The 21805-nt window shown below is 67.2% G+C and carries 27 protein-coding genes and 2 tRNA genes; 9 read left to right on the forward strand and 20 right to left on the reverse strand.

The genetic code is table 11. The features are described 5' to 3' along the window. Positions 1-94: 94 nt before the first annotated feature. Both idsA3 and ABDZ36_RS13545 read right to left on the reverse strand, forming a co-directional pair. A complete protein-coding gene (gene idsA3, locus ABDZ36_RS13540) occupies positions 95-1141 on the reverse strand; it encodes a geranylfarnesyl diphosphate synthase (RefSeq protein ID WP_211313412.1) in 1047 nt (348 codons plus the stop codon). After that, positions 1141-2460 carry an MBL fold metallo-hydrolase gene (locus tag ABDZ36_RS13545; protein ID WP_211313413.1) on the reverse strand — a complete coding sequence of 440 codons (1320 nt, stop codon included), beginning with the start codon at positions 2458-2460 and terminating at the stop codon, positions 1141-1143. The genes idsA3 and ABDZ36_RS13545 overlap by 1 nt, the downstream gene beginning before the upstream one ends. Before the next feature lie 208 nt (positions 2461-2668). On the opposite strand from ABDZ36_RS13545, the gene ABDZ36_RS13550 reads away from it, so the two are divergent. Then, positions 2669-3628, forward strand: coding sequence for an AEC family transporter (locus tag ABDZ36_RS13550; protein WP_211313414.1), 960 nt, complete (start codon positions 2669-2671; stop codon positions 3626-3628). A 22-nt stretch (positions 3629-3650) separates the two neighbouring features. On the opposite strand, the gene ABDZ36_RS13555 is transcribed toward ABDZ36_RS13550, so the two are convergent. Together ABDZ36_RS13555 and mvk are read right to left on the reverse strand one after the other, a co-directional pair. Next, positions 3651-4385 carry an isopentenyl phosphate kinase gene (locus tag ABDZ36_RS13555; protein WP_211313415.1) on the reverse strand — a complete coding sequence of 245 codons (735 nt, stop codon included), beginning with the start codon at positions 4383-4385 and terminating at the stop codon, positions 3651-3653. A gap of 52 nt (positions 4386-4437) precedes the next feature. Beyond that, positions 4438-5421: a mevalonate kinase gene (mvk, locus tag ABDZ36_RS13560; RefSeq protein ID WP_211313416.1), complete on the reverse strand. Its 984-nt coding sequence runs from the start codon at positions 5419-5421 to the stop codon at positions 4438-4440. Positions 5422-5508: 87 nt separating this feature from the next. Between mvk and ABDZ36_RS13565 the strand changes: the two genes are divergently transcribed. Continuing rightward, entirely contained in the window at positions 5509-6315 is an 807-nt protein-coding gene (locus ABDZ36_RS13565; RefSeq protein WP_211313417.1) for a VOC family protein, read from the forward strand. Here the strand turns inward: ABDZ36_RS13565 and ABDZ36_RS13570 are convergent. The 16 genes from ABDZ36_RS13570 to moaA form a co-directional block, all read right to left on the reverse strand. Further along, positions 6312-6965 (reverse strand): sugar phosphate isomerase/epimerase family protein, encoded by a 654-nt coding sequence (locus tag ABDZ36_RS13570; protein ID WP_211313418.1) that lies wholly within the window; start codon positions 6963-6965, stop codon positions 6312-6314. The two genes, ABDZ36_RS13565 and ABDZ36_RS13570, sit on opposite strands and share 4 nt — an antisense overlap. Before the next feature lie 68 nt (positions 6966-7033). Beyond that, positions 7034-7786 carry a 30S ribosomal protein S2 gene (gene rpsB, locus ABDZ36_RS13575; RefSeq protein ID WP_211313419.1) on the reverse strand — a complete coding sequence of 251 codons (753 nt, stop codon included), beginning with the start codon at positions 7784-7786 and terminating at the stop codon, positions 7034-7036. Next, positions 7783-8982, reverse strand: coding sequence for a phosphopyruvate hydratase (gene eno / locus ABDZ36_RS13580; protein ID WP_211313420.1), 1200 nt, complete (start codon positions 8980-8982; stop codon positions 7783-7785). The genes rpsB and eno overlap by 4 nt, the downstream gene beginning before the upstream one ends. Further along, positions 8979-9152, reverse strand: coding sequence for a DNA-directed RNA polymerase subunit K (locus ABDZ36_RS13585; RefSeq protein WP_211313421.1), 174 nt, complete (start codon positions 9150-9152; stop codon positions 8979-8981). The genes eno and ABDZ36_RS13585 overlap by 4 nt, the downstream gene beginning before the upstream one ends. Continuing rightward, positions 9152-9352: a DNA-directed RNA polymerase subunit N gene (locus tag ABDZ36_RS13590; protein ID WP_188871767.1), complete on the reverse strand. Its 201-nt coding sequence runs from the start codon at positions 9350-9352 to the stop codon at positions 9152-9154. The genes ABDZ36_RS13585 and ABDZ36_RS13590 overlap by 1 nt, the downstream gene beginning before the upstream one ends. Positions 9353-9364: 12 nt before the next feature. After that, positions 9365-9763, reverse strand: coding sequence for a 30S ribosomal protein S9 (locus tag ABDZ36_RS13595; RefSeq protein WP_211313422.1), 399 nt, complete (start codon positions 9761-9763; stop codon positions 9365-9367). Continuing rightward, complete coding sequence (locus ABDZ36_RS13600; protein ID WP_211313423.1) at positions 9757-10194, reverse strand: 50S ribosomal protein L13; 438 nt, start codon at positions 10192-10194, stop codon at positions 9757-9759. The genes ABDZ36_RS13595 and ABDZ36_RS13600 overlap by 7 nt, the downstream gene beginning before the upstream one ends. After that, the gene (locus tag ABDZ36_RS13605) at positions 10191-10544 is read right to left on the reverse strand and encodes a 50S ribosomal protein L18e (RefSeq protein WP_211313424.1); all 354 of its coding nucleotides are present in this window, start codon (positions 10542-10544) and stop codon (positions 10191-10193) included. The genes ABDZ36_RS13600 and ABDZ36_RS13605 overlap by 4 nt, the downstream gene beginning before the upstream one ends. A 36-nt stretch (positions 10545-10580) precedes the next feature. Then, positions 10581-10665, reverse strand: a tRNA-Leu gene (locus ABDZ36_RS13610). Positions 10666-10809: 144 nt separating this feature from the next. Continuing rightward, entirely contained in the window at positions 10810-11556 is a 747-nt protein-coding gene (locus tag ABDZ36_RS13615) for a DNA-directed RNA polymerase subunit D (RefSeq protein ID WP_211313425.1), read from the reverse strand. Positions 11557-11565: 9 nt separating this feature from the next. Further along, complete coding sequence (locus tag ABDZ36_RS13620) at positions 11566-11958, reverse strand: 30S ribosomal protein S11 (protein ID WP_211313426.1); 393 nt, start codon at positions 11956-11958, stop codon at positions 11566-11568. Positions 11959-11962: 4 nt separating this feature from the next. Next, the gene (locus ABDZ36_RS13625; protein WP_211313427.1) at positions 11963-12481 is read right to left on the reverse strand and encodes a 30S ribosomal protein S4; all 519 of its coding nucleotides are present in this window, start codon (positions 12479-12481) and stop codon (positions 11963-11965) included. Then, positions 12481-13002 (reverse strand): 30S ribosomal protein S13, encoded by a 522-nt coding sequence (locus ABDZ36_RS13630; protein WP_211313428.1) that lies wholly within the window; start codon positions 13000-13002, stop codon positions 12481-12483. The genes ABDZ36_RS13625 and ABDZ36_RS13630 overlap by 1 nt, the downstream gene beginning before the upstream one ends. Before the next feature lie 20 nt (positions 13003-13022). Continuing rightward, a tRNA-Ser gene (locus tag ABDZ36_RS13635) sits at positions 13023-13106 on the reverse strand. Between the two features lie 119 nt (positions 13107-13225). Then, positions 13226-14524: an APC family permease gene (locus ABDZ36_RS13640; protein WP_211313429.1), complete on the reverse strand. Its 1299-nt coding sequence runs from the start codon at positions 14522-14524 to the stop codon at positions 13226-13228. A gap of 72 nt (positions 14525-14596) precedes the next feature. Then, entirely contained in the window at positions 14597-15583 is a 987-nt protein-coding gene (gene moaA, locus ABDZ36_RS13645; RefSeq protein ID WP_211313430.1) for a GTP 3',8-cyclase MoaA, read from the reverse strand. A 122-nt stretch (positions 15584-15705) separates the two neighbouring features. On the opposite strand from moaA, the gene ABDZ36_RS13650 reads away from it, so the two are divergent. The 7 genes from ABDZ36_RS13650 (at position 15706) to ABDZ36_RS13680 (ending at position 21701) form a co-directional block, all read left to right on the forward strand. Further along, positions 15706-16746, forward strand: a complete 1041-nt coding sequence (locus ABDZ36_RS13650; RefSeq protein WP_211313431.1) for an Mrp/NBP35 family ATP-binding protein — start codon at positions 15706-15708, stop codon at positions 16744-16746. A gap of 135 nt (positions 16747-16881) precedes the next feature. Beyond that, positions 16882-18771, forward strand: coding sequence for a 2-oxoacid:acceptor oxidoreductase subunit alpha (locus ABDZ36_RS13655; RefSeq protein ID WP_211313432.1), 1890 nt, complete (start codon positions 16882-16884; stop codon positions 18769-18771). A 3-nt stretch (positions 18772-18774) separates the two neighbouring features. Next, positions 18775-19707 (forward strand): thiamine pyrophosphate-dependent enzyme, encoded by a 933-nt coding sequence (locus ABDZ36_RS13660; RefSeq protein ID WP_211313433.1) that lies wholly within the window; start codon positions 18775-18777, stop codon positions 19705-19707. A 46-nt stretch (positions 19708-19753) separates the two neighbouring features. Continuing rightward, positions 19754-20182: an HTH-type transcriptional regulator LrpA1 gene (gene lrpA1, locus ABDZ36_RS13665; protein ID WP_211313434.1), complete on the forward strand. Its 429-nt coding sequence runs from the start codon at positions 19754-19756 to the stop codon at positions 20180-20182. Beyond that, positions 20179-20568 carry a thioredoxin family protein gene (locus ABDZ36_RS13670; protein WP_211313435.1) on the forward strand — a complete coding sequence of 130 codons (390 nt, stop codon included), beginning with the start codon at positions 20179-20181 and terminating at the stop codon, positions 20566-20568. Before lrpA1 ends, ABDZ36_RS13670 begins: the two co-directional genes overlap by 4 nt. Positions 20569-20605: 37 nt before the next feature. Next, positions 20606-21085, forward strand: coding sequence for an SRPBCC family protein (locus ABDZ36_RS13675; RefSeq protein ID WP_211313436.1), 480 nt, complete (start codon positions 20606-20608; stop codon positions 21083-21085). Between the two features lie 52 nt (positions 21086-21137). Continuing rightward, complete coding sequence (locus ABDZ36_RS13680; RefSeq protein WP_211313437.1) at positions 21138-21701, forward strand: NAD(P)/FAD-dependent oxidoreductase; 564 nt, start codon at positions 21138-21140, stop codon at positions 21699-21701. The last annotated feature ends 104 nt before the right edge of the window (positions 21702-21805 follow it).

Consider the following 21805-nt stretch of genomic DNA (forward strand, 5'->3'; position numbering starts at 1 on the left):
GATCTCTTTCTCTCGTCCTGTCATTGCCCTACCAACTCAGAATACACCTAAATCTTCTGTGAACCACTACGCCCGCGCTGGCAAAAGGTCGGGGTTAATACCCGCGTTCGATGAGGTAGTCGGCGATCTCGCGGAGGAGGAAATGCGCCTCGTTGTCGGGGAGGACGTCGAGTTCGGCCTTCGCCTGCGCGGTGAGGTCCTGGGCGAGGTCGCGGGCGTAGTCGATGCTGCCGGCGTCCTCAAGTTCGGCGACGGCGGCGTCGATGTCGGCTTCGGTGACGTTCGCGGGGTCGTCGGCGTCGACGAGGTCGTCGACATCGACGCCGTGGTCGCGGGCGTGGACGGTGATGATGGTCTGTTTGTTCTCGACGAGGTCGCTCCCGCGCTGTTTGCCGAGCTGCTCGGAGGGAACGGTCAGGTCGAGGACGTCGTCCTGAATCTGGAAGGCCTTCCCGGCGTTGACGCCGTACTGATAGAGGGCGTCGATGACCTCGTCGTCCGCACCCATGACGATTGCGGGGACGCTCGCGGCCGCCCCGTAGAGGACGGCGGTCTTGCGCTCGACCATGTCGAGGTACTTGTCGGCGTCGACGTCGGCACGCGTCTCGAAGTCGACGTCGAGGGATTGCCCCTCGCAGATCCGTGTACAGGTACAGGCTAGGCGGTCGATGGCGTCGAGGCTCGCGTTCGGATCGGCGTCCGTCCGGAGCATGATCTCGAAGGCCTTCGAGTAGAGGGTGTCGCCGGCGAGGATCGCGGTCTCCTCGTCGTACTCCCGATGGACGGCCGGCACACCGCGTCGGAGGTCGTCGTCGTCCATGATGTCGTCGTGGATGAGGGTGAACGACTGGATGACCTCAATGGAGACGGCGGCGGCCATGACGTCGACCGTCGACCCGTCGAGCGCCGGGAACGCGTCGTAGGACTCGCTGAGGGGCTCGACGTCGGCGAGCGCCTCCGCGACGAGCAGGGAAACAGTTGGACGAAGGCGTTTACCGCCGGCCTCGAGGAGGTAGCGGGAGGCCTCGTAGAGCCGTTCGGGTTCGGCCATCGGGAGTTCGCGGTCGATCGCGTCGTTGACGCGTTCGCGTCGGTCCTCGATTGCGGACAGCACCGTGTCTTCGCGCGTATTCTGGTTCATTACGTGAGTTGGATTGTGGTTCCGTTTCGGACGACGTGGACGTCTTCGCCGCGCTCGTATCCGGAGGATTCGGCGAGGGCGACGTATCGCTCGATACCTCCTACTGACTGGTGGGCAGGGATAAGGGTACGGGGTTCGAGCGCTCGGAGCATTCGGCGGTGGCCCGCGGCGCGGAGGTGTCCGGAGGTGTGTACCCGCTCGTGGATCTCGACATCGCGGCGGATCAGACGACGTTCGAGGACGGCACGCTGGCGGCGGTTGACGGGGTCGGGGATCACGCGGGCGCTGAAGACGACGACGTCACCCGACGTGAGTCCGAGCGCGCCGTCGCCTCGGGCGAGTCGGGGGAGGACGGCGTTCGGTTCGCCCTGATGGCCGGTGACGATCAGGAAGAATCCCGCGCGCCCCTCGTTGCGTACGCGGCGGAGCGCGCGTTCGATGCCGACGCGGGTGCCGTACGCGGGCACGTCGTCGAATCGGGGATAGTCGAAGTGCGCGGCGGTCGTCGCGTACGTCTCCATCGAGTGCCCGAGCAGGATCGGCTCGCGACCGATCTCGCGGGCACACTCGACGAGTGTGGACACCCGCGCGATGTGGCTAGCGAACGTCGAGGCGACGAGCACACCCTCGGTGTCCGCGACGCTCCCGGCGACATCGCGGAGACGAGCACGGGCGACGGCCTCGCCCGGCGTGCGCCCCGACCGGCCAGCGTTCGTACAGTCCTCGATGTATGCGAGGACGCCAGTCTCGCCGAGTTCGGCGAACCGAGCCATGTCGATCGGGGCTTCGAGAACCGGGTCGTGATCGAGGCGTTTGTCGAGGCCGTAGACGATCGCACCCTCCGGCGTGTGGAGCACGGGGTTCACCGCGCCGACGGTCGAGTGGGTGACGTGGACGAACTCCAGTTCGAGGCCATCACCGAGCGCCATCGTTTCGCCGGCCGGCATCGTCACGAGGTCACCGTCGTACCCCGAATCGAGTTCCCCCTTCACGCACTCCATCGTGAACGGCGTCGCGACCAGCGGGGCGTCGTAGCGGGCCGCGAGGACGCCAGCCGCGCCGACGTGATCGAGATGGCCGTGCGAGAAGACGATCGCACACACCTCTCCGGGGAGCTCGTCGACGACGGTGTCGTCCGGGATTGCGCCGGCGTCGAGCAGGGCGGCCCGATCCGCGGAGTCGACGTCGATCCCCTCGCGGACGACCGGCGCGAGATCGAGCCCCATGTCGAAGACGACGATGTCGTCGCCGGCGCGGACCGCCGTCATGTTCCGCCCGACCTCTTCGTACCCGCCAAGCGTCGCGATTTCGATATCCATCGTGTGCCCCCGTCCGACGCCGCTAGCGCCGCTATGGGCCGCGTGTACGCGGGGCCGCGACAAAAGCGCCGGGGTCGATACCCCCGGAGGCATCCCGACCACGCCGGCACGTTTCGAAAGGGGATTTATATCAGCGTACGGTACGGTTCGGTGTGTCCGATCACTCGCACGATTCGGCCTATCCCTCCCGAACGGACGTGAGACGCCCATGACGCTCTTCGGGGCGTTCACGTCGGCGATCCTCCCGATCGTCGCCATCGCCGCCGTCGGCTACGCCATCGGCCGTACCACCGACGTCGCCGTCGGCCCGCTCAACACCGTCGCACTCAACTTCTTCCTCCCGGCGCTCGTCTTCCACGGCATCGCTACGACGAGCCTCAGCGGGAGCGCCGCTCTCTCCCTCGTCGTCGCCGTCGTCGCCTACCTCCTCGCGCTCATGGTACTCGCCTTCGTCGCCGGACGGATCTTCGACGTTCCCGAGACCCTCCTCTCCGGACTCGTGCTCGCGAGCGCGTTCCCCAACTCCGGGTTCGTCGGCATCCCGCTCGCCTCGTTCGTCTTCGGCGACCTCGGACGGACGACCGCCACTGTCTTCCTCACGACTCAGAGCGTCGTCCTCTACACCCTCGGTGTCTACGTCGTCTCCGCCCGGGAGGGCGACGCGGCGGGCGCGACGAGCGCCCTCCGCGAGGTCTTTCGCCTCCCGCTCGTCTACGCCGTCGCCGCCGCAGTTCTCGTCCGCCTCCTCGGCGTCGTCCCACCCGTCGACGGGACGTTCATGACGACGGTGGATAGCGTCGGCGCGGCGTCCATCCCGCTCATGCTCACCGTCGTCGGCATCCAACTCGCCGACGTCGACCTCGGTCATCTCCGCCCGACCGCGCTCCCCGCAGTCCTCAAGCTCGGCATCGCACCGGTCGTCGGAGCCGCGATCGCGCTCGTCGTCGGCTTCGCGAACCCCGCCGTCGCGAACATCTTCATGCTCGAATGTGCGACGCCCGCCGCCGTCACGCCACTCGCGCTCGTCATCGCGTATCAACAGGCCGACGGCGACGACGCCATCGATACGGCCGAATACATGAGCACCGTTATCTTCGTCACCACGGTTGCAAGTGTCGTCGTCCTCACCGGCCTCGTCGCCGCGATCAGAAGCGGCTGGCTGTTCTAGTCCCCGCAGATGGGGGTCGTACTCATCGGATCAGTGTTCCCGGTTGCTCGCCGCCGAGGAAGTCGGCGAGTGCGTCCGGGCCGAAGACGGAGGCGGGCGCGCGGAGACCAAGGAGCGCGTGGACCTTCGCCGCCATCCCACCCGTGACGTCCGTGTCGTCGCTCCCGCCGAGATACCGCCTGACGTCCGCGTAGTTCTCGATGGCCGGAATCACCTCGCCGTCATCGTCGAGCACACCGGGAACGGTCGAGCAGACGCCGACGCGTTCGGCGCTGAGGCCCTCGGCGAGCGCGACGACGAGTTCGTCGCCGCTCAGGATCGTCACCCCCGAGCCGATGTGTGTCACGACGTCGCCGTGGAGCACCGGGACGAACCCCTCGTCGCGTTTCGCTGCGATGGGGTCTGTCGGGAGCGAGAGGGTGCCGTCCGCGTCCCGGTGGCCCGCCGAGTGCGGGTGATGCGGGACGGCGGGCACGCCGCGCTCGACGAGTCCGTCACAAACGGCGTCGTTCAACTCCCGCATCGCGCCGTGGATCTCCCGGACCGCCGCCACGTCTTGCGTCCCCTCAGTTCGCGAGACGTCGTGAGCGGCGGCGTGCGGGTGACCGAACGAGCCGCCGCCGTGGACGAGCACAAGGTCAGTGACGCCCGACGCGGCGATGGCGTCCGCGGCGTCGGCGAGTGCGTCGCCATCGATCGTGTCCGGCGTGTCCTTCTCGGTGATGACGCTGCCGCCGAGCTTCAGGACGACAGTCACGCGAACACCCTCCGGGGAGCGGGCGATCCGATCGGCCCTCGTCCGGCGAGCATCATTCGGCGCGCACCCCCTCGGTCGCGAGTTTGGCGCGGAACGACTCGTCACAAGCGGGCGTCAACGAGAGCGCCGTCTTCGCACCGTCGCCGTCGGCGAGCGCGACGATACAGCCGCCGCCGCCCGCACCCGTCAGCTTCGCCCCCGTCGCGCCGCCCTCGCGCGCCGCCCACACCATCTCGTCCAGCGAGCGCGCGGAGACGCCCAGCGCCGCGAGCAGGCCGTGGTTCACGTCCATCAGCCGGCCGAGCTCCGCGGTGTCGCCCTCTCGGAGCGCATCCTCGCCTCGGCGGACGAGATCGCCGATGGATTCGACCGTATCGTACGCGAAGTCGTACTCCTCGCGGAGCGCGCGCACGCCCGCGACGAGCTCGCCCGTATCGTGGCTCGTCCCGTCGTACCCCACGACGAACGGGAGATCGGGCGTCGCCAGCGTTCGGCAGTCAGACCCCTCGACGCGGACGGCACCCCCCATCGCCGAACAGAAGGTGTCCGCCCGCGAGGCCTCGCCGCTCTGGACCTCCTTTTCGACCGCGTACGCGCGCTCAGCGACATCCTCCGAGGCGAGATCAACTCCGAGTTCGCGCGTCGCCGCGTCGATCGCCGCAACGACGACCGCGGCGGAGGAACCCAGGCCCGCCCCAAGCGGAATCTCACTCTCGATCGTGACGTCGAGGCCGGCGTCCGGGCGGTCGGCCGCGTCCCGGGCCGTCGCCATCGCCGCGTCCACGTACCCCATCGCGGCCTCGACGAGCGGCGTCGGGACGTCGACGTCCGGCGTCGCATCGTCCGCCCCGTACTCCACGGTGAACCCATCGAGCGTGAGGTCCGCGGCGCTCACTCGCTGTCGGTCGTCGGCGCGCTCGCCGACCGTCACCGTCGCGCGGCGCTCGATCGCGCACGGCACCGCGGGCTCGCCGTAGACGACCGCGTGCTCCCCGAAGAGGTACACCTTCCCCGGGGCGCTCGAACTCGTCGGCATATCCGAACACGCGGCGGCCGCGCGTAAGTACCCTTTCGCTTCGACGGCGGCCACGCCACCTATGCCCGGCGACGGCGAAACGACAGTATGCGCCCCGTCATCGACTCCGTCCCGTTCGCCGGCCCCGACCTCGACGCGCTCGTCGAGCGCTTCGAGAACGCCGGATTCGCCCCGCAGTACGGCGGCGAACACGTCGAGACCGGGACAGAGACGGCGATGATCGTCCTCCCGGACGGCTCCGCGCTCGAACTGCTCGCCCCCGCCGGTCCCGACGCGGACGACAGCCACTGGCCCGCCTTCGGCGACGCCGACGCCGGCCCCTGCGCGTGGGGCGTCGACGCCGGGAGCGTTCACAGCGAGCTCCAGCGCGCGATCAGCCACGACGTCACCGTTCGCGGGCCGATCCACGAACGCCGCGAGACCGACCGCGGCGTCGCCGAGTGGGACGTCGGCTTCCTCGGCGGTTCCGACTCCCCGCTCCCGTTCGTCGTCTCCGATCGGACGCCCCGCGAGTATCGCGTCCCCGACAGCACCCTCTACGGCTCGCCGCTCTCCGGTATCGGGCGCGTCCTCCTCGCCGTCACGGACCTCGACGCCGCGATCACACGGTTCACCGACCTCTACCGGCTCCCCGAACCCGAGCGTGACTACGACGATGTGTTCGGCGACCTCGCCGCCTTCCCCGGCCAAGACGTCGTCCTCTGTGAGCCAGACGAGGGCGCTGTCCGCGAGCGCATCGAGCGCTTCGGTGCGTGCCCCGCCGCCGTCCTCCTCAGCGGCGACGTCTCCGACGCCGCCGCACACCACCCGCTCCACGGCGGGCGTACCCTCTTCGGCAAGCGTGTCCGGTTCGTCGACGGCTTCGACACCCGACTCGGCGTCGTCGAGCGCTAAGCCGTCCTGAAGCGCGCCAGCGCGTCAGCCTGTTCGGCGGGCATCACTTCCAAGACGACAGTTCCATCGAAGCGCGCTTTCAGCGTCCGCGCGAGGGCGTCCATCGCCATCTCTCCCTCTCCGAACCCGAGCCCGTCCGTCTCGCGCGTCGCGTCAGCGAGGTGTACCACTTCGATCCGCTCGCCGTGCTCGTCGAGCAGCGTCCGGAACCGCGCCTGGTAATCCGCGTGCGCCAGGTAGAGGTGCGCGGTGTCGAGGACGAGTTCGTGGCCGCGGCGAAGCACCTGCGCCTCGACGTGCCGGACACTCGCGCCCGCCTGATTCTCGTAGCCGTGGGCCGCCGCGAAGCCCGCCTCCGCGAGCACCGGTGTATGAGTCATGTTCGCGTACTGCGTGTGGACGACGAGATAGGCCTCGAGCGCGCTCGCGATCCGGTCGGCCGCGCGCAGCGGCCCCGTGGCCGACGGGAGGACGTGGGGCGTGTGGACGGAACACGCCGTCACCGGAGATGCACGCACCCGCTCGACTAACGTCCCCGAATCGGTGTCGAGGAGGTCGGGCGTCACGTAGAGCTCGACCGCGTCGAAGCCACGGTCAGCCGCAGCGCGTAGCGACTCGTCCGTCGGCCGTGCCTTACCGGCGACCTGCATGCGGTAGAAGAAGCGATCGACGAAGATGTAACTACGGGGTCGGGCGTCGAAAGGAAGAGTCGTCGGCGTTAGATCTCGCTCTCGAAGTCCTCGAGGCTGTACGACGGCTCCGCACCGCGCTTGTCGAGAACCTCGTTCGCGAGCAGCCAGTAGACGACTGAGAGCGCGCGTCGACCCTTGTTGTTCGTCGGAACAACGAGGTCGACGTTGCTCGTGGAGTTGTTCGAGTCGCACATCGCGATGACCGGGATGCCGACCGTGATCGCTTCCTTAACCGCCTGGCTGTCGCCGATCGGGTCCGTGACGACCAGCACGTCCGGCTCGATGTAGCCGTCGTACTTCGGGTTCGTCAGCGTCCCCGGGATGAACCGACCCGTCCGGGCGCGCGCACCGACCGCGTCCGCGAACTTCTCCGCGGGGAACCGGCCGTACTGGCGCGAGGAGGTCACGAGGACCTGCTCGGGGTCGTAGTTCGCGAGGAACTCCGCGGCCGTGCGGATGCGCTCGTCCGTACGCGAGACGTCGAGGACGTAGAGGCCATCCGTCCGCACGCGGTGGATGAAGCGCTCCATGTCCTGCGTCTTCTGCTGCGTGCCGATGTGGACACCCGCGGCGAGGTAATCCTCGACCGGGATGAGGAGGTCGGCGTCCTCGTCTGGCATTACGTCTTCCGTCCCTGCGGCCGGCTCGGGGGCCTCCGTAGCGTCGGCGTCGTCAGCGGCGTCCGCCTCGACGTCGACGTCGACGTCGGTCGCCTCGGACTCCGCGTCCGCCTCGGGGGCGTCCTCGAGATCGGCCTCGCTGTCTTCGTGCTCGCTCATAGTGCCTCGTCCGCGATGCGGATGAGTTCGTTCAGCTTGGCAGTGCGCTCGCCCCCGACCGCGCCCGTCTTGATGAACGGGGCGTCGGTCGCGACGGCGAGGTGTGCGATCGTCGTGTCCTCAGTCTCGCCGCTCCGGTGGCTGACGACCGTCTCGTAGCCGTTCCGGGTGGCGAGTTCGATAGCGTCGAAGGCGTCGCTGAGGGTGCCGATCTGATTCGGCTTGATGAGGATGCTGTTCGCCGCATCCACATCGATTCCCTCCTGCAGACGCTCGACGTTCGTGACGAACAGGTCGTCGCCACAGATGAGGGTCTGCTCGCCGACGCGATCGGTGAGCTCGGCGAACGCCTCGTAGGCGTCCTCGTCGAGCGGGTCCTCGACGTACGCGAGGTCGTACTCCTCGACCAGTCCGGCGACGTAGTCGATCTGCTCCTCGGTGGAGCGGACCTCGTCACCGTAGACGTACTCCCCGTCCTCGAAGGTCTCGGCCGCCGCCATGTCGAGACCGAACTTGATCTCGAACCCGACGTCGTCCTCAACCGTCTCGACGGCCTCCTCGACGAGCTCGAACGCGTCCGCGTCCGAGATCGACGGGGCCCACGCGCCCTCGTCGCCCTTCGCCGCGGGCGTATCGCGCTCTTCCAGCAGCGAGCCGATCTCGCCGTGGACCTGCGCGTTCGCGAAGACGGCGTCCTTCACGCTCGGCGCGCCGACGGGCGCGCTCAGGAACTCCTGAATCGCGGTGGCTTCCTGTGCGTGCTCGCCGCCGCCAACGACGTTCCCGAGCGGGATCGGGAAGTTCCCGCCCCTGAACGCACCGCCGAGGTGCTGGTAGAGGGGTGCGCCGAGGACGTCCGCCCCGGCTCTCGCCGCCGCCATGCTGATGGCGACCGCCGAGTTCGCGCCGATCTCCGAGAAGTCCTCGGTGCCATCGGCCGCGCGCAGGGTGTCGTCGACCGCGCGCTGATCGCCGGCGTAGACGCGCCCTTCGAGACGGGGGACCGCGTGCTCGCGGGCCGCCGCGATGGACTCGTTGACCGGCAGCTCGATGGCTTCGTACTCGCCAGTGGACGCCCCGGACGGAGCGGCCGCGCGGCCGAAGCCGCCGGACTCGGTGAGTACGTCCGCTTCCACGGTCTTGTTGCCGCGCGAGTCGAGGACTGCGCGCAGGCGTACCGTTTCGATGCGTGTCATTGTCGTTCCCTCCGGACGGTAAACGGGAGCGCGCCCGCGTCGTACTCCTCGGCCGCGATGAGGATCGGCTCGGTCTGGTCGGTGTCGACCAGAACCGGTGCGCCGTACGACACCTGCAGGGCGCGTGCCCCGATGATGCGTGCCTTTTCGTAGCGATTGAATTCGGGCATTACTGGTAGGGTGAGACCACGTCGACGAGGTCCTGGTGCGAGACGAACATCCGCCGACAGCAGTGTCTGTCGAGGCCGAGGTCGTCGAGAACCTCCGCGGGGTCCTCGTCGCCCTCCTTGTTCGCGGCTCGCGCCTTGAATTCCTCCCAGTGTTCACCGATAACGGTGCCGCACGTGAAACACCGGACTGGTACCATCATGGTTTGTACACCTCAGCGGTAGGACTTCTGGTAGCGGGCCCGCGCACCGGGTCCGCCCCACTTCTTCGGCTCCTTGCGCCGGGAGTCGTTGACGAGGAGCTGACGGTCGAAGTCCATGAACGCATCACGGAGTTCGGCGTCGTTGCGGAACTCGACGATCCCGCGCGCGATGGCGGTGCGGACGGCGTCGGCCTGTCCGGCGTACCCGCCGCCGCTGACGTCGACGTTGACGTCGATCTCGTCGCGGATGTCCTCGCCCGCGATGCGGAACGGCTCCAGCATCTTGAGCTGCGACATCTCGGGGTCGACGAGCTCGACCGGCGTCGAGTTGATTCGCACGCGTCCCTCGCCTTCGGTGACCGTCGCGCGGGCGACGGCCGTCTTCTTCTTGCCGCTCGTGTTGGTTACCATGTCTTGTTAGCACCCAGCTCCTCGGAGATCTCCCCGACGGTGACGAACTTGATGTTCGAGAGGCGATCGAGGGACGTTCCCTCGAGCACCTCGCCGTCCTCGTCGAACTGGTTGCCGACGTAGAGACGGACGTTCTCGAACGCGTCGCGGCCGCGGTCCGTCTTGTAGGGGAGCATCCCGCGCACGGCGCGCTTGAAGATGCGATCGGGACGCTTCGGGTAGTACGGACCGCTGTCCGAGCCGAGCTCGGCTCGCGTGCGGTACGTCCCGAGGACGTCCTCCTCGTTCCCCGTGATGACCGCGTCCTCCGCGTTGACGACGGCGACCGTCTCGCCGTCGAGCGCGAGTTCCGCGACGTTCGATGCGACGCGACCCATGATACAGTCGCGGGCGTCGACGACGACGTCCGCGTCGAATTCTGCGGCGCTCATCGGATCACCCGCACGTTGGACCCTTCGGGGTTTTGTTCGACTTCCTGTGCTAGCTGGAGGACGTCGCCGTCCGCGTGTTCGATCTTCGTCTCCGCGCTGGACGAGAAGTCCACCGCAGCGACGGTCACGGACTTCCGGAGGGCACCCGAACCGAGCACCTTACCGGGGACAACGACCGTTTCGTCCTCGTTCGCGTACCGTTCGATACGACTCAGATTCACCTCTGCGTGCGTCGAGCGCGGCTTCTCCAGCCGGTCGGCGACGTCATGCCACACGTCCGCACCCGAATCGCGGGCGACGGACTTGAGTTGGGCGATGAGACTACTGAGTCTCGGACTCGTCTTGCTCATGCTTCTAGCTCCTGATGAGAGTATAGGGGTGTGGAGTGCAGGGAGCAGGATTTGAACCTGCGAACTCCTACGAGACAGCGCCCTGAACGCTGCGCCTTTGGCCAAACTTGGCTATCCCTGCACGCCCACTGAGAAGGCGCGGTCTTACCGACGATACATGGTTCCCGCCGCCCCGTAAAGGGACTTTCGGTCCCGTGTCGCGCCGGGGCCGCCGCTGCGTGCGACGGGCCGGCGTCGATGGTGGGGTGGCGGGTCATGTATCGGCTTACAGACTGACCTTCTCGCGTAGTTCGTCCGCGCGCGTGGACAGCGTGCCCACGGCACGGAGGACCAGTTCGTCGACGGGCATCGACCCGTCGGACTCGACGTGGAAGACGAACGCGTTCGGAACGTCCTCGACCGTGACCTCCTTCCCCGGATACCGGTTCGTGAGATCGTGGCCGAACTCAGAGGTGGCGACGAGTTCGTCGCCGTCCTCGATGACGCCACGAACGATCTGCGTATCGTCTTCACCGTACTCCGAGGCGTCGTCACCGACCTCGACGTGTTGGAGATGCCGATATCCGACGGCGACGCCGCCTTGGAACTTCGCGTGATCGCGACCCCGGCCGAGCACTGCGTCGGCCTCGGCTTCCAGACGCTGTCCGTCCTTCAGCTCGATGAGGGGAATGTTCTCGTCGGCGGGCTCAACCTGCGGATCCGGCGAGACCAGATCGCCGCTGTACGCGGTGGCCGGTCCCTCCACGTCGATGGCCAGGGTGACGGTGTCGTCCTCGTCGAACTCGCCTTCGGGGCTCGTGAGCGGCACGAGACCCATCCGGAGGGCGAGCACCTCGTCGAACAGGACGCTCGAGTTCTCCACGAACCGTACCGTGTCGATGGAGAGCGTCGGGACGTCCGCGAGGATGGCCCGGCGGATGCCGTTGGCGAACGCGGGCGTGATCCCTCTGACGAGGAAGCGCGCCTCCCGGTCGCCGTCTTCGATGAATTCGACGTCGAAGTCCGTTGCCATGTGGTTTCGTTAGTAGCCGCTGTTCTTCGGCGGGCGGGTCCCGTCGTGGGGGATCGGGGTGACGTCCTCGATGCGGCCGATCTCGAGGCCCGCGCGAGCGAGCGCTCGGATCGTGGCCTGCGCACCGGGGCCGGGGCTCCGTTGGAGGTTTCCACCGGGGCCACGGACGCGGACGTGGACGCCCTCGATACCCTGTTCTTTGAGGTTTTCGGCGAGCTGTTCGGCCATCTGCATCGCGGCGTACGGCGAGGCCTCGTCGCGGTTCTGCTTCACCACGGCACCGCCGCTGGACTTGGCCAGCGTCTCGGCACCCGTCTCGTCAGTGACGGTGAGCAGCGTATTGTTGAACGAGGCGTGCACATGTGCGATGCCCCACTTGTCGTCTGCTTCGTTTCCTGCCATTGGATTACTCCTGGTTGTCGGCGCGAGCCGGGTGGAGCTCGTCGTCCAGCGGGCTCGTCTCGTCGAACGCGACGTCGTCCTCCTCGGCGACGGCGATCTTCCGCGACGGCGCGGTCACGCGGCTCTCGCCGACGGTGACGTGGCCGTGGGTGACGAACTGCCGCGCCTGCTGCGGCGTGTTCGCCAGCCCCTTGCGGTAAGCGACCGTCTGGAGGCGGCGTTCGAGGACGTCGGTGACGTCGAGCGAGAGGACCGCGTCCAGCTCGTCTGCGTCACCGAGGATTCCGTAGCGGCGGAGGCGGGCGACGAACTCCTCGCCCTCCTCGCCCTCCTCGGTCACGCGACCGAGGAGTTCGCGGGCCTCGCGTCGGTAGGAGCGCAGTTCGGACTGCGCACGCCAGAGCTCCTGTTTGTTCTTCAGGCCGTAGCGGCCGAGGAGGTCGGACTCCTCGGCGATCCGCTCGCCCTGGTAGGGGTGGTTCGGCGTCTCGTAGAACTTGGTGTTCTCACCGGGAAGCGCCATTATTCACCCTCCCCCTCGGCTGCTTCTTCTTCTTCCATCTCTTCTTGCAGGGCCTCGACGTTGACACCGATGGTGCCCTCGGTACGCCCGGTGGACTTCGTGCGCTGGCCGCGGACCTTCTGTCCGCGCTCGTGGCGCACGCCCTTGTAGGACCGGATCATCCGCATCCGGTTGACGTCCTGATTCCGGGTGAGGGAGACGTCGTTGCCCGTGATGTGTTCGGTCTCGCCGGTGTAGAAGTCGTTCCGGCGGTTCGCCAGCCAGTCTGGAACTTCGTCGGCGAAGTTCTCCACGGCCTCGACGATACGTTCGATCGGCTCGTCGTCGAGACGGCCGAGCGTGGCTGTTCGGTCCACGTCGGCGTTGGCGGCGACCACGCGGGAGACCCGGCGGCCGATGCCGTCCATCTCGGAGAGGGCACGCTCGACGGTCTTGGTACCGTCGAGGTCAGTCTGCCCGATCCGGACGAAGTATCGGATGTCCTCCTCCTCGTCCGGCTCCTCTTGTTGTTCTTCGCTCATGATTGTCTCGTGTGGAGAGGCGTCGTGGCGGGGATTTGAACCCCGGAGGCGGTGAGCCACAGAGTTAGCAACCCTGCGCCTTGACCAGGCTAGGCTACCACGACCCGCTCGGTGGTTTACTGTCGCCCTCAGCGGACTCGGGACGCGGCGTCCCTACAGTGACTGCAATCTATGCGAATCACCGACCCTACTTAACTATCACGAAACGCCGAAGGCGTGTGAGCTATCGACGGGGGAGCCAGTAGACTGCGAGGACGACGGCCCAGATGGTCGCGACTGTCGCGAGCACGTCCGGATCGGTACGGTGGAGGTGCCAAAAGAGCGCGAGCAACGCCGCAAAGGAGCCGAGCGCGCCGAGAGCCGGGACGACCGTGCTCACGAGCGAGTCGCGTCGGGTGTAGGCGACGGCGGAGACCACGCCGAAGATACTGATGAACGCGCCGGAGGCGAAGCTCGTGATCGAATCGAGGCTCCCGTAGGCGGTGAGGATCGCGGTGAGCGTCCCGAGGACGAGCAGCGCGCGTACTGGTGACGATCCCTCTTCAGTGCGAGATTGGCCCACCGACGCCGCGACGCGGTTGTCGCCGGCCTCAGGGACGTTGTGCGCGGCGTCTGCGACCTGTTGGCTAAGGTGGGCAGCGGAGAACAGGGTCGCGTTCAGCGCCGAGGCCGTCGAGAGCACGGCGGCAACGGCGATGAGCGCGAACCCGACCTCGTGGAAGACGGGTCGCGCGGCGTACGCGAGCGCCGTCTCAGCGTGTGCGGCGATCGTCTCCGCGGAGAGGAGGTTCGTCGTGACGATCGCGACGAGGACGTAGAGGAGCGTTGTGAAGGCGATGCTCGTGTAGATCGCCTTGCGTACCGTCTCCTCGGGGTTCTCGATGCTGTCGAGGTCGAAGGTGAGAAGCTCCCACCCCTCGAAGGCGACGAAGGAGAGGGCGGCGGCGGAGACGACGCCGCCGCCGACGTGCCGGAGCCCGGTTTCGAGCGCACCCTGCGTGTATCCGTAGTAGACACCGGTGACGCCAACGACGAGGAGGATCCCGACCTTCGCGGCGACGAGCGCGTCCTCCGCGCGGCCGGATGCCCGCGCGCCGAGGACATTCAAGCCGACGAAGGCGGCGACGGCGACGGCGGAAATGAGCGGGCGCGCGGGGACGCCCAGGATGCTCGAAACGCCGACGAGCTGGAGCGCATAGCTCCCGAAGGCATAGGCGTACATCGCCATGGTGCCGACGTAGCCGAACGTGAACACCCACCCGACGACGCCGGCGAGCCAGCGCTCGCCGGTGAACTCCGCGACGTGGTCGACCGGGCCGGCGAGGGCGTCGTCGCTCTCGTGGATCAGCCTGACGAAGGAGTAGCCGGCACAGAGTGCGAGCAGTCCGGAGGCCACGAACGCGAGCCACGCGGCTGACCTCGCGTTCGCCGCGACGACACCGAGGACGGCGAAGATGCCGCCTCCGACCATCCCGCCGACGGCGAGCGATACGGATTCGGGGAAGCCGATGGTCTCGCCCATATCTCAAGACGCGTGCGGGCCTTTGTTAGAACCAGGGGGCGACACTCGTCAGCCAGTAGGGTCCTACACCGATCAGTCGTCCGCGGGGGTGGCGTCGGCGGGCGTGTCGAGATACTGTTCGTTCACCTGCCAGCCGCCCTCCCCGTCCTCGACCATGTACTCGCCGTAGTACGGGACTCGTGCCTGGACCGTCTCGCGGAACGTCGTCGCGATCTCGCCGCGCGTCATCTCACCCATCGAACGCAGGTCGTCGTTCCGGTTCAGGCACCCCTTCAGGTAGCCTTCGTGTGTGACGCGCACGCGATGGCAGTTCGCGCAGAACTCCTCGTTGCCAACGGGGTCGACAATCTCGACCATCCCGCCGTCGACCCAGTAGCGCTTGCGGTCGTGCATCTCGCGGTGTTCGATCCGATCGGCTTTCCCCGCCAGCCAGTCGTGGACGGCGTCGATGTCGACGGCCCACTCCGGTTTGCCGACGAGTTCGGGCATGAACTCGATGAGCTGGAGTTGGAGGCCCTCGTTCTCGGCGACGTAGTCGACCATCTCCGGGACGTACCCCTTCGTCTCCTCGAAAAGCACCATGTTGAGCTTCACGGGGTCGAGGCCAGCCTCGACGGCGGCCTTCACGCCCTCGATGACCTGGGTGTACGCGCCACTCTGGGTGACCTCACGGAACGCGTCCTCGTCGAGGGCGTCCTGTGAGACGTTCACGCGATCGAGGCCGGCCTCGACGAGGCGCTCGGCGCGACCCGGGAGGAAGGTCCCGTTCGTGGTGAGCGACACCTCCATCGAATCGGGCGTCCGGCGGACGATCTCCTCGAGGTCGTCGCGGAGCATCGGCTCGCCGCCCGTGAACTTCACCGAGTCGACGCCGAACCCCTCGACGACGTCGAGGAAGCGGACGACGTCGTCCGCGTCCATCTCGTGATCGCGCGCGTCCATCGGGCCGCGAGTGTCGCCCAGCCCCTCGTTGTGGCAGTAGACGCAGTCGAAGTTACAGCGGTCCGTCAACGAGATCCGCACCCCCGTCACCTCGCGACCGAACCCGTCTTCGAGCATGCGGGGATATGGCACGTCCGAACGGATAAGCCCGCGGGTCCTCCCCGTTTCCGCCCCGGTCTCGGGCGTGTCACGGGTCGTCGTCCGACGGGCTTATTCACGCGACGACGCCTAACGAGGGCATGAACGAAGCGGACGTCGAGGAGGCGTTACGCGGTGTCGAGGACCCGGATCTCGGTGAGGACATCGTCACCGGGGGGCTCGTCAACGAGGTCACCGTCGAGGACGGCGTCGCACACGTCTCGCTCGCGCTCGGGACGCCGTACTCACCGGCGGAGTCGACCATCGCCGAGCGAGTCCGCGAGGCGATTCGCGACCTCGACCTCGAACCCGAACTCTCCGCATACCACCCCGAGCAGGATTCCGGTACCGAGGACGACGTCCTGCCGAACGTGAAGAACGTCATCGCGGTGGCGTCCGGGAAGGGCGGCGTCGGGAAGTCGACGGTCGCGGTGAACCTCGCGGCGGCGCTCTCGGATCGCGGCGCGCGTGTCGGGCTCTTCGACGCGGACGTCTACGGGCCGAACGTCCCGCGGATGGTGTCGGCCGACGAGGCCCCACAGGCGACCGAGGAGGAGACGCTCATCCCGCCGGAGAAGTTCGGCGTGAAGCTGATGAGCATGGCCTTCCTCACGGGCGGCGAGGACGACCCCGTCATCTGGCGCGGCCCGATGGTCCACAAGGTGCTCACCCAGCTGGTCGAGGACGTCGAATGGGGGCATCTCGACTACCTCGTCATCGACCTCCCGCCGGGGACGGGCGACACGCAACTGACCGTCCTCCAGACGATGCCGGTGACGGGCGCGGTGGTCGTGACGACGCCGCAGGACGTCGCGATCGACGACGCGCAGAAGGGCCTGGAGATGTTCGGGACGCACGACACGCCGGTACTCGGGATCGTCGAGAACATGAGCACGTTCGTCTGTCCGGACTGTGGCTCCGAACACGACGTCTTCGGGAGCGGCGGGGGCGAGGCGTTCGCGGCGGAGAACGACCTCCCCTTCCTCGGGGCGATCCCGCTCGACCCCTCGGTGCGTGCGGGCGGCGATCGGGGCGCGCCGGTCGCGCTCGATCACGACAGCGACGTCGGTACGTCGTTCCGCGATCTCGCCGGGAACACGGCCGATATGGCCGGAATACTCAATCGTCGGGCGCTGGACTGACGCGACGGGTGCGCGGCAGCCGTCGCCGCAACCGTATTCTTCATAATTTTTCCTTGCTAACGGATAGCAAACGATTTAGTGAGTGCCGTACGAAAAATCCCCTAGCGTCCCACGCAGGGGGCCAGGATATACACTATGACTGACGACGAACTCATCTGGCGAATCGCGGGCGGTTCCGGTGACGGAATCGACTCGACGAGCCAGAACTTCGCGAAAGCTCTGATGCGCTCGGGGCTCCACGTTTTCACTCACCGGCACTACCCCTCGCGCATTCGCGGCGGCCACACGTACGTGGAGATCCGCGCATCGTCGGACGAGGTCACGTCCCGCGGCGACGGGTACAACTTCCTCGTCGCCCTCGGCGACTCCTTCGCCCGGAACCCGAAGGAGAATGCCTACTACGGTGAGGAGGAGATCAAACCCCTCGCCGAGAACCTGGACGAACTCCGCGAGGGCGGGGTCATCGTCTATGACTCGGGGCTCCTCGACACGGACGAGGTCGAGAACTTCGACGAGCGCGTCGAGGAGAACAACTGGCACGTCTACGACGTCGATCTCCGCGGGCTCGCCAAGGAACACGGCCGCGAGATCATGCGGAACACGGCCGGCGTCGGCGTCACCGCCGCGATCGCGGGCATCGACACCTCGTACGTCGAGGACCTGATGGCTGAGGCGATGGGCGGCGACATCCTCGAGGCGAATCTGAACGTCCTCCACGACGCCTTCGAACACGTCCAGGAGGAGTACGACGCGGACGCCCCCGACGTCACCGTCCCGACCGGCGAGCACGACGAGGAGCAGGTCCTCGTCTCCGGAAGCCACGGGATCGCGTACGGGGCCCTCGACGAAGGCTGTCGCTTCATCGCGGGCTACCCGATGACGCCGTGGACAGACGTCTTCACCATCCTCACGAACCTGATGCCCGAGGTCGGCGGAATCTCGGAGCAGGTCGAGGACGAGATCGCGGCGGCGGCGCTCGCCGTCGGCGCGTCCCACGCGGGCGCGAAGGCCATGTCCGGGTCGTCCGGCGGTGGCTTCTCGCTGATGAGCGAGCCGCTCGGCCTCGCGGAGATGACCGAGACGCCGCTCGTGCTCGTCGAGTCGATGCGGGCCGGTCCCTCCACGGGGATGCCGACGAAGCCCGAGCAGGCCGACCTCGAGCACGTCCTCTACACGAGCCAGGGCGACAGCCACCGCGTGGTGTTCGCGCCCTCGGACCAGGTGGAGTGTTACGAGCAGACGCGTAAGGCGTTCGAGCTCGCCTACGACTATCAGATCCCCGTCATGGTCATCTACGACCAGAAGCTCTCCGGGGAGCACCGCAACGTCCCGAAGAGCACCTTCGACCAGGAGCCAAACCCCGACCTCGGGAGCGTTCTGACCGAGGAGGAGCTGGAGGACCAGCCCCACGGCGAGACCGGGATCTACCACCGGTTCCAGCACGAGGGCGAGGAGGGCGTCAGCCCACGCTCCATCCCCGGCCAGACCGGCGGGCGGTATCTCGCCACCGGGAACGAGCACACGCCCGAGGGGCACATCAGCGAGAGCCCCTCGAACCGCAAGGCACAGGTCGATCGGCGCAACGAGAAGCTCGCGGCGATCCGCGAGAACCTCGACGCCGACGAGCGCCAGCAGGTCTACGGCGACGAGTCCGCGGACTACGGCGTCATCTCCTGGGGGAGCCAGTCCGGAACCGTCGAGGAGGCCGTCGAGCGCCTGAACGATGATGGCCACCCGGTCAAGGGGCTCAGCGTCTCCGAGATGGCACCCTTCCCGAAGGAGCTCGTCTCGGGGTTCATCGAGAGCGTCGATGAGGTGCTGGTTGTCGAGATGTCCTCGACGGCGCAGTTCCACGGCGTCATCCAGAAGAACCTCGGACGGTACGGGGAGAAGCTCTCCTCGCTGCTGAAGTACGACGGGAACCCGTTCGAACCCGCCGAGATCGTCGAGGCGGTCGAGCAGCACGGAAACGGCGAGGAGCTCTCCTCGAACACGCGATTCGAACTCGCGGCAAGTGGTGATTAAACAATGAGTGCGTTTAGCGCGATCGGCGAGGAACGAGAGGTAGCGCAGGACGAGTTCACGCCCAGCATCGAGCCCCAGCCGACGTGGTGTCCGGGCTGTGGTGACTACGGTGTGCTGAAGGCCCTGAAGGGCGCGATGGCGGAACTCGGCAAGAACCCGGAGGAGATCCTCCTCGCGACGGGGATCGGCTGTTCGGGGAAGCTGAACAGCTACTTCGACAGCTACGGGTTCCACACGATCCACGGCCGTTCGCTGCCGGTCGCCCGCGCGGCGAAGCTCGCCAACGACGGCCTCGAAGTCATCGCCGCCGGCGGTGACGGCGACGGCTACGGGATCGGTGGCAACCACTTCATCCACACGGCCCGCGAGAACCACGACATGACGTACATCGTGTTCAACAACGAGGTCTTCGGCCTGACGAAAGGCCAGACGTCCCCGACCTCGCCGAAGGGCCACAAGTCGAAGACCCAGCCCAATGGGAACGCGAAGACGCCGATTCGGCCGCTCTCGATGAGCCTGACGGCCGGTGCGTCGTACGTCGCCCGGACGGCCGCGGTCAACCCGAACCAGGCGAAGGAGATCATCAAGGAGGCCGTCCAGCACGACGGCTTCAGCCACGTCGACTTCCTGACGCAGTGCCCGACGTGGAACAAGGACGCGAAGCAGTACGTCCCGTACGTCGACATTCAGGACTCCGAGGACTACGACTTCGACATCCACGACCGGCGTGAGGCACAGGAGGCCATGCACGAGACCGAGGACGCCCTCTACGAGGGGAAGGTCCTCACCGGTCGCTACTTCGTCGACGACGAGCGTCCCTCCTACCAGGCGGAGAAGCGCTCGCGCGGCGATATGCCGGAGGGCAACCTCGCGGAGCGCTACTTCGAGGACGGCGAGTGGGAGCGCTCCTACGACTTCATCGACCGGCACGCCTGACCTTCGGATTCGGAAGATATTTTTTCCGTGCCGCCAAAGAGTGTGTGTGAGCAGTGACTCGACCGAGAAACGGATACTCGCGGCGCTCGAGGAGGACGCCCAGGCCTCGTACGCGGATCTAGCCGAGCGGGCTGATGTCTCGAAGCCGACCGTCCGGAAGTACGTGAACGAACTGGAGGACACAGGCGTCATCGTCGGCTACTCCGCCGAGGTCGACCCGAAGAAGCTCTCCGGGCAGTCCATCGCGATGGTCGGGATCGACGTCGCGTCCGAACGCTACGTCGAGGCGACGCGCGCGCTGAAGAGCCTAGAGTCCATCCGATCGCTCTACACCTCCTCGGGCGACCACATGCTGATGGCGGAAGTCCGCGCCGCCGACGGCAACGCCCTCGGCGATGTCATCAGCGAGGACATCCTCGATATCGACGGCGTGACAGCCGCCCACCCCTCCTTCCTGCAGGAGCGGCTGAAGTGAGCACGCCCGCCGCTCGCGACGCCGACGCGCCGACGAAGCCGATCACGGTGGAGACGGGTGAGGACATCGACGCCTTCGTCGCCGCCCACGACGTCGCGCTCGTCGATCTCTATCGGCCGGGCTGTACGCTCTGCGAGTCCATCGAACCGATCGTGGGTGCAGTCGCAAAGGCCTCGGGCGTCGCCGTCGCGACGTGCAACCCCCAACACGATCTCGACCTCGTCGATGCGTACGATATCCGCTCGGTCCCGACACTCCTCCTGTTCGTCGAGGGCGAACTAGTCGGCCGGCTCGCCGAGGGGTTCCAAGGCACCGACGCCGTCTTCACCTTCATCGCCGACCACCTCGACGCGCACCGCGACGTCCTCCCCGACGAATACCACTAGCCCGAGTCGTTTTGCGACCCGCATCCGTAGTGATCGTATGACGACGTACGAACGCGAGTCGTGGGTGCGTGCGCCGCTCGATCGCGTGTGGGAGTTCCACTCGGGCGTCGATGGACTCGTCGCACTCACGCCGTCGTGGGTGAACCTCCGCGTCGAGCACGTCAGGGGACCCGACGGGATGGCAGATCCGGCCGTCCTCGAGCCGGGCTCGACCGTCGAGCTCTCGGTTCGCCCGTTCGGCGTCGGCCCCCGACAAGGGTGGACGTCGAAGATCGTCGAGCGAAAGCACGGCGACGGAGTGGCGTATTTCCGCGACGTCATGGTCGAGGGACCGTTCCCGGAGTGGGAGCACACGCATCTCTTCTACGCGGACGGGGCGCGGACGCGCTGTCGCGACCGCGTGCGCTACCGGACGCCAACGGGACCGTTCGCACCGATTGGCGACGAGGCGGCGAAGATCGGCCTCGACGCCTTCTTTCGCTATCGCCACCGCCGGCTCCCGACACACGTCGAGTAGGCGAGTCGTCGCCGCGGGAACGTTTATCCGGTATGCGAACGCACACCTTGATATGGGAGACACGGATGTCATCGTCGTCGGCGGCGGTCCCGCCGGCCTCAGCGCCGCACTGTTCGCATCGAAGAACGGACTGGACGCCGTCGCGTTCGACACGGACAAGACGTGGATGCACAAGGCCCACCTGTTCAACTATCTCGGCATCCGTTCGATGGACGGCGACGTCTTCCTCGATCGGGCACGCGAGCAAGCGACGGCCGATCACGGCGTCACGCTCCACGAGGAGACCGAAGTGTCGGCGGTCGATGCGGCCGACGATGGGTTCATCGTCACCGCGGACGGCGAGGAGCACACCGCGGACTACCTCGTGTTGGCGACGGGCGCGAATCGCGACCTCGCCGAGGAGCTGGGGTGTGCGTTCACCGACGAGGACGTCGTAGACGTCGACGTGACGATGGAGACGAGCGTCGCGGACGCCTACGCCACGGGCGCGATGGTGCGCGCCGAGGAGTGGCAGGCCGTCATCTCCGCGGGCGACGGGGCCGCCGCCGCGCTCAACATCCTCACGAAGGAGAAGGGCGAACACTACCACGACTTCGACACGCCGGCGGACGTCTGAGCTCATAGAAGTTCAAGGCGGAAACCCACGACTTTAGTCCTGTCTCTTACCCACAACTCCTATCGCTGTAGTTCGCCGAGAAAGAGGCCAAGATGCAGAGTGGT

Source organism: Halarchaeum salinum, from assembly GCF_039520965.1.
GTDB classification, from domain to species: Archaea; Halobacteriota; Halobacteria; order Halobacteriales; family Halobacteriaceae; genus Halarchaeum; species Halarchaeum salinum.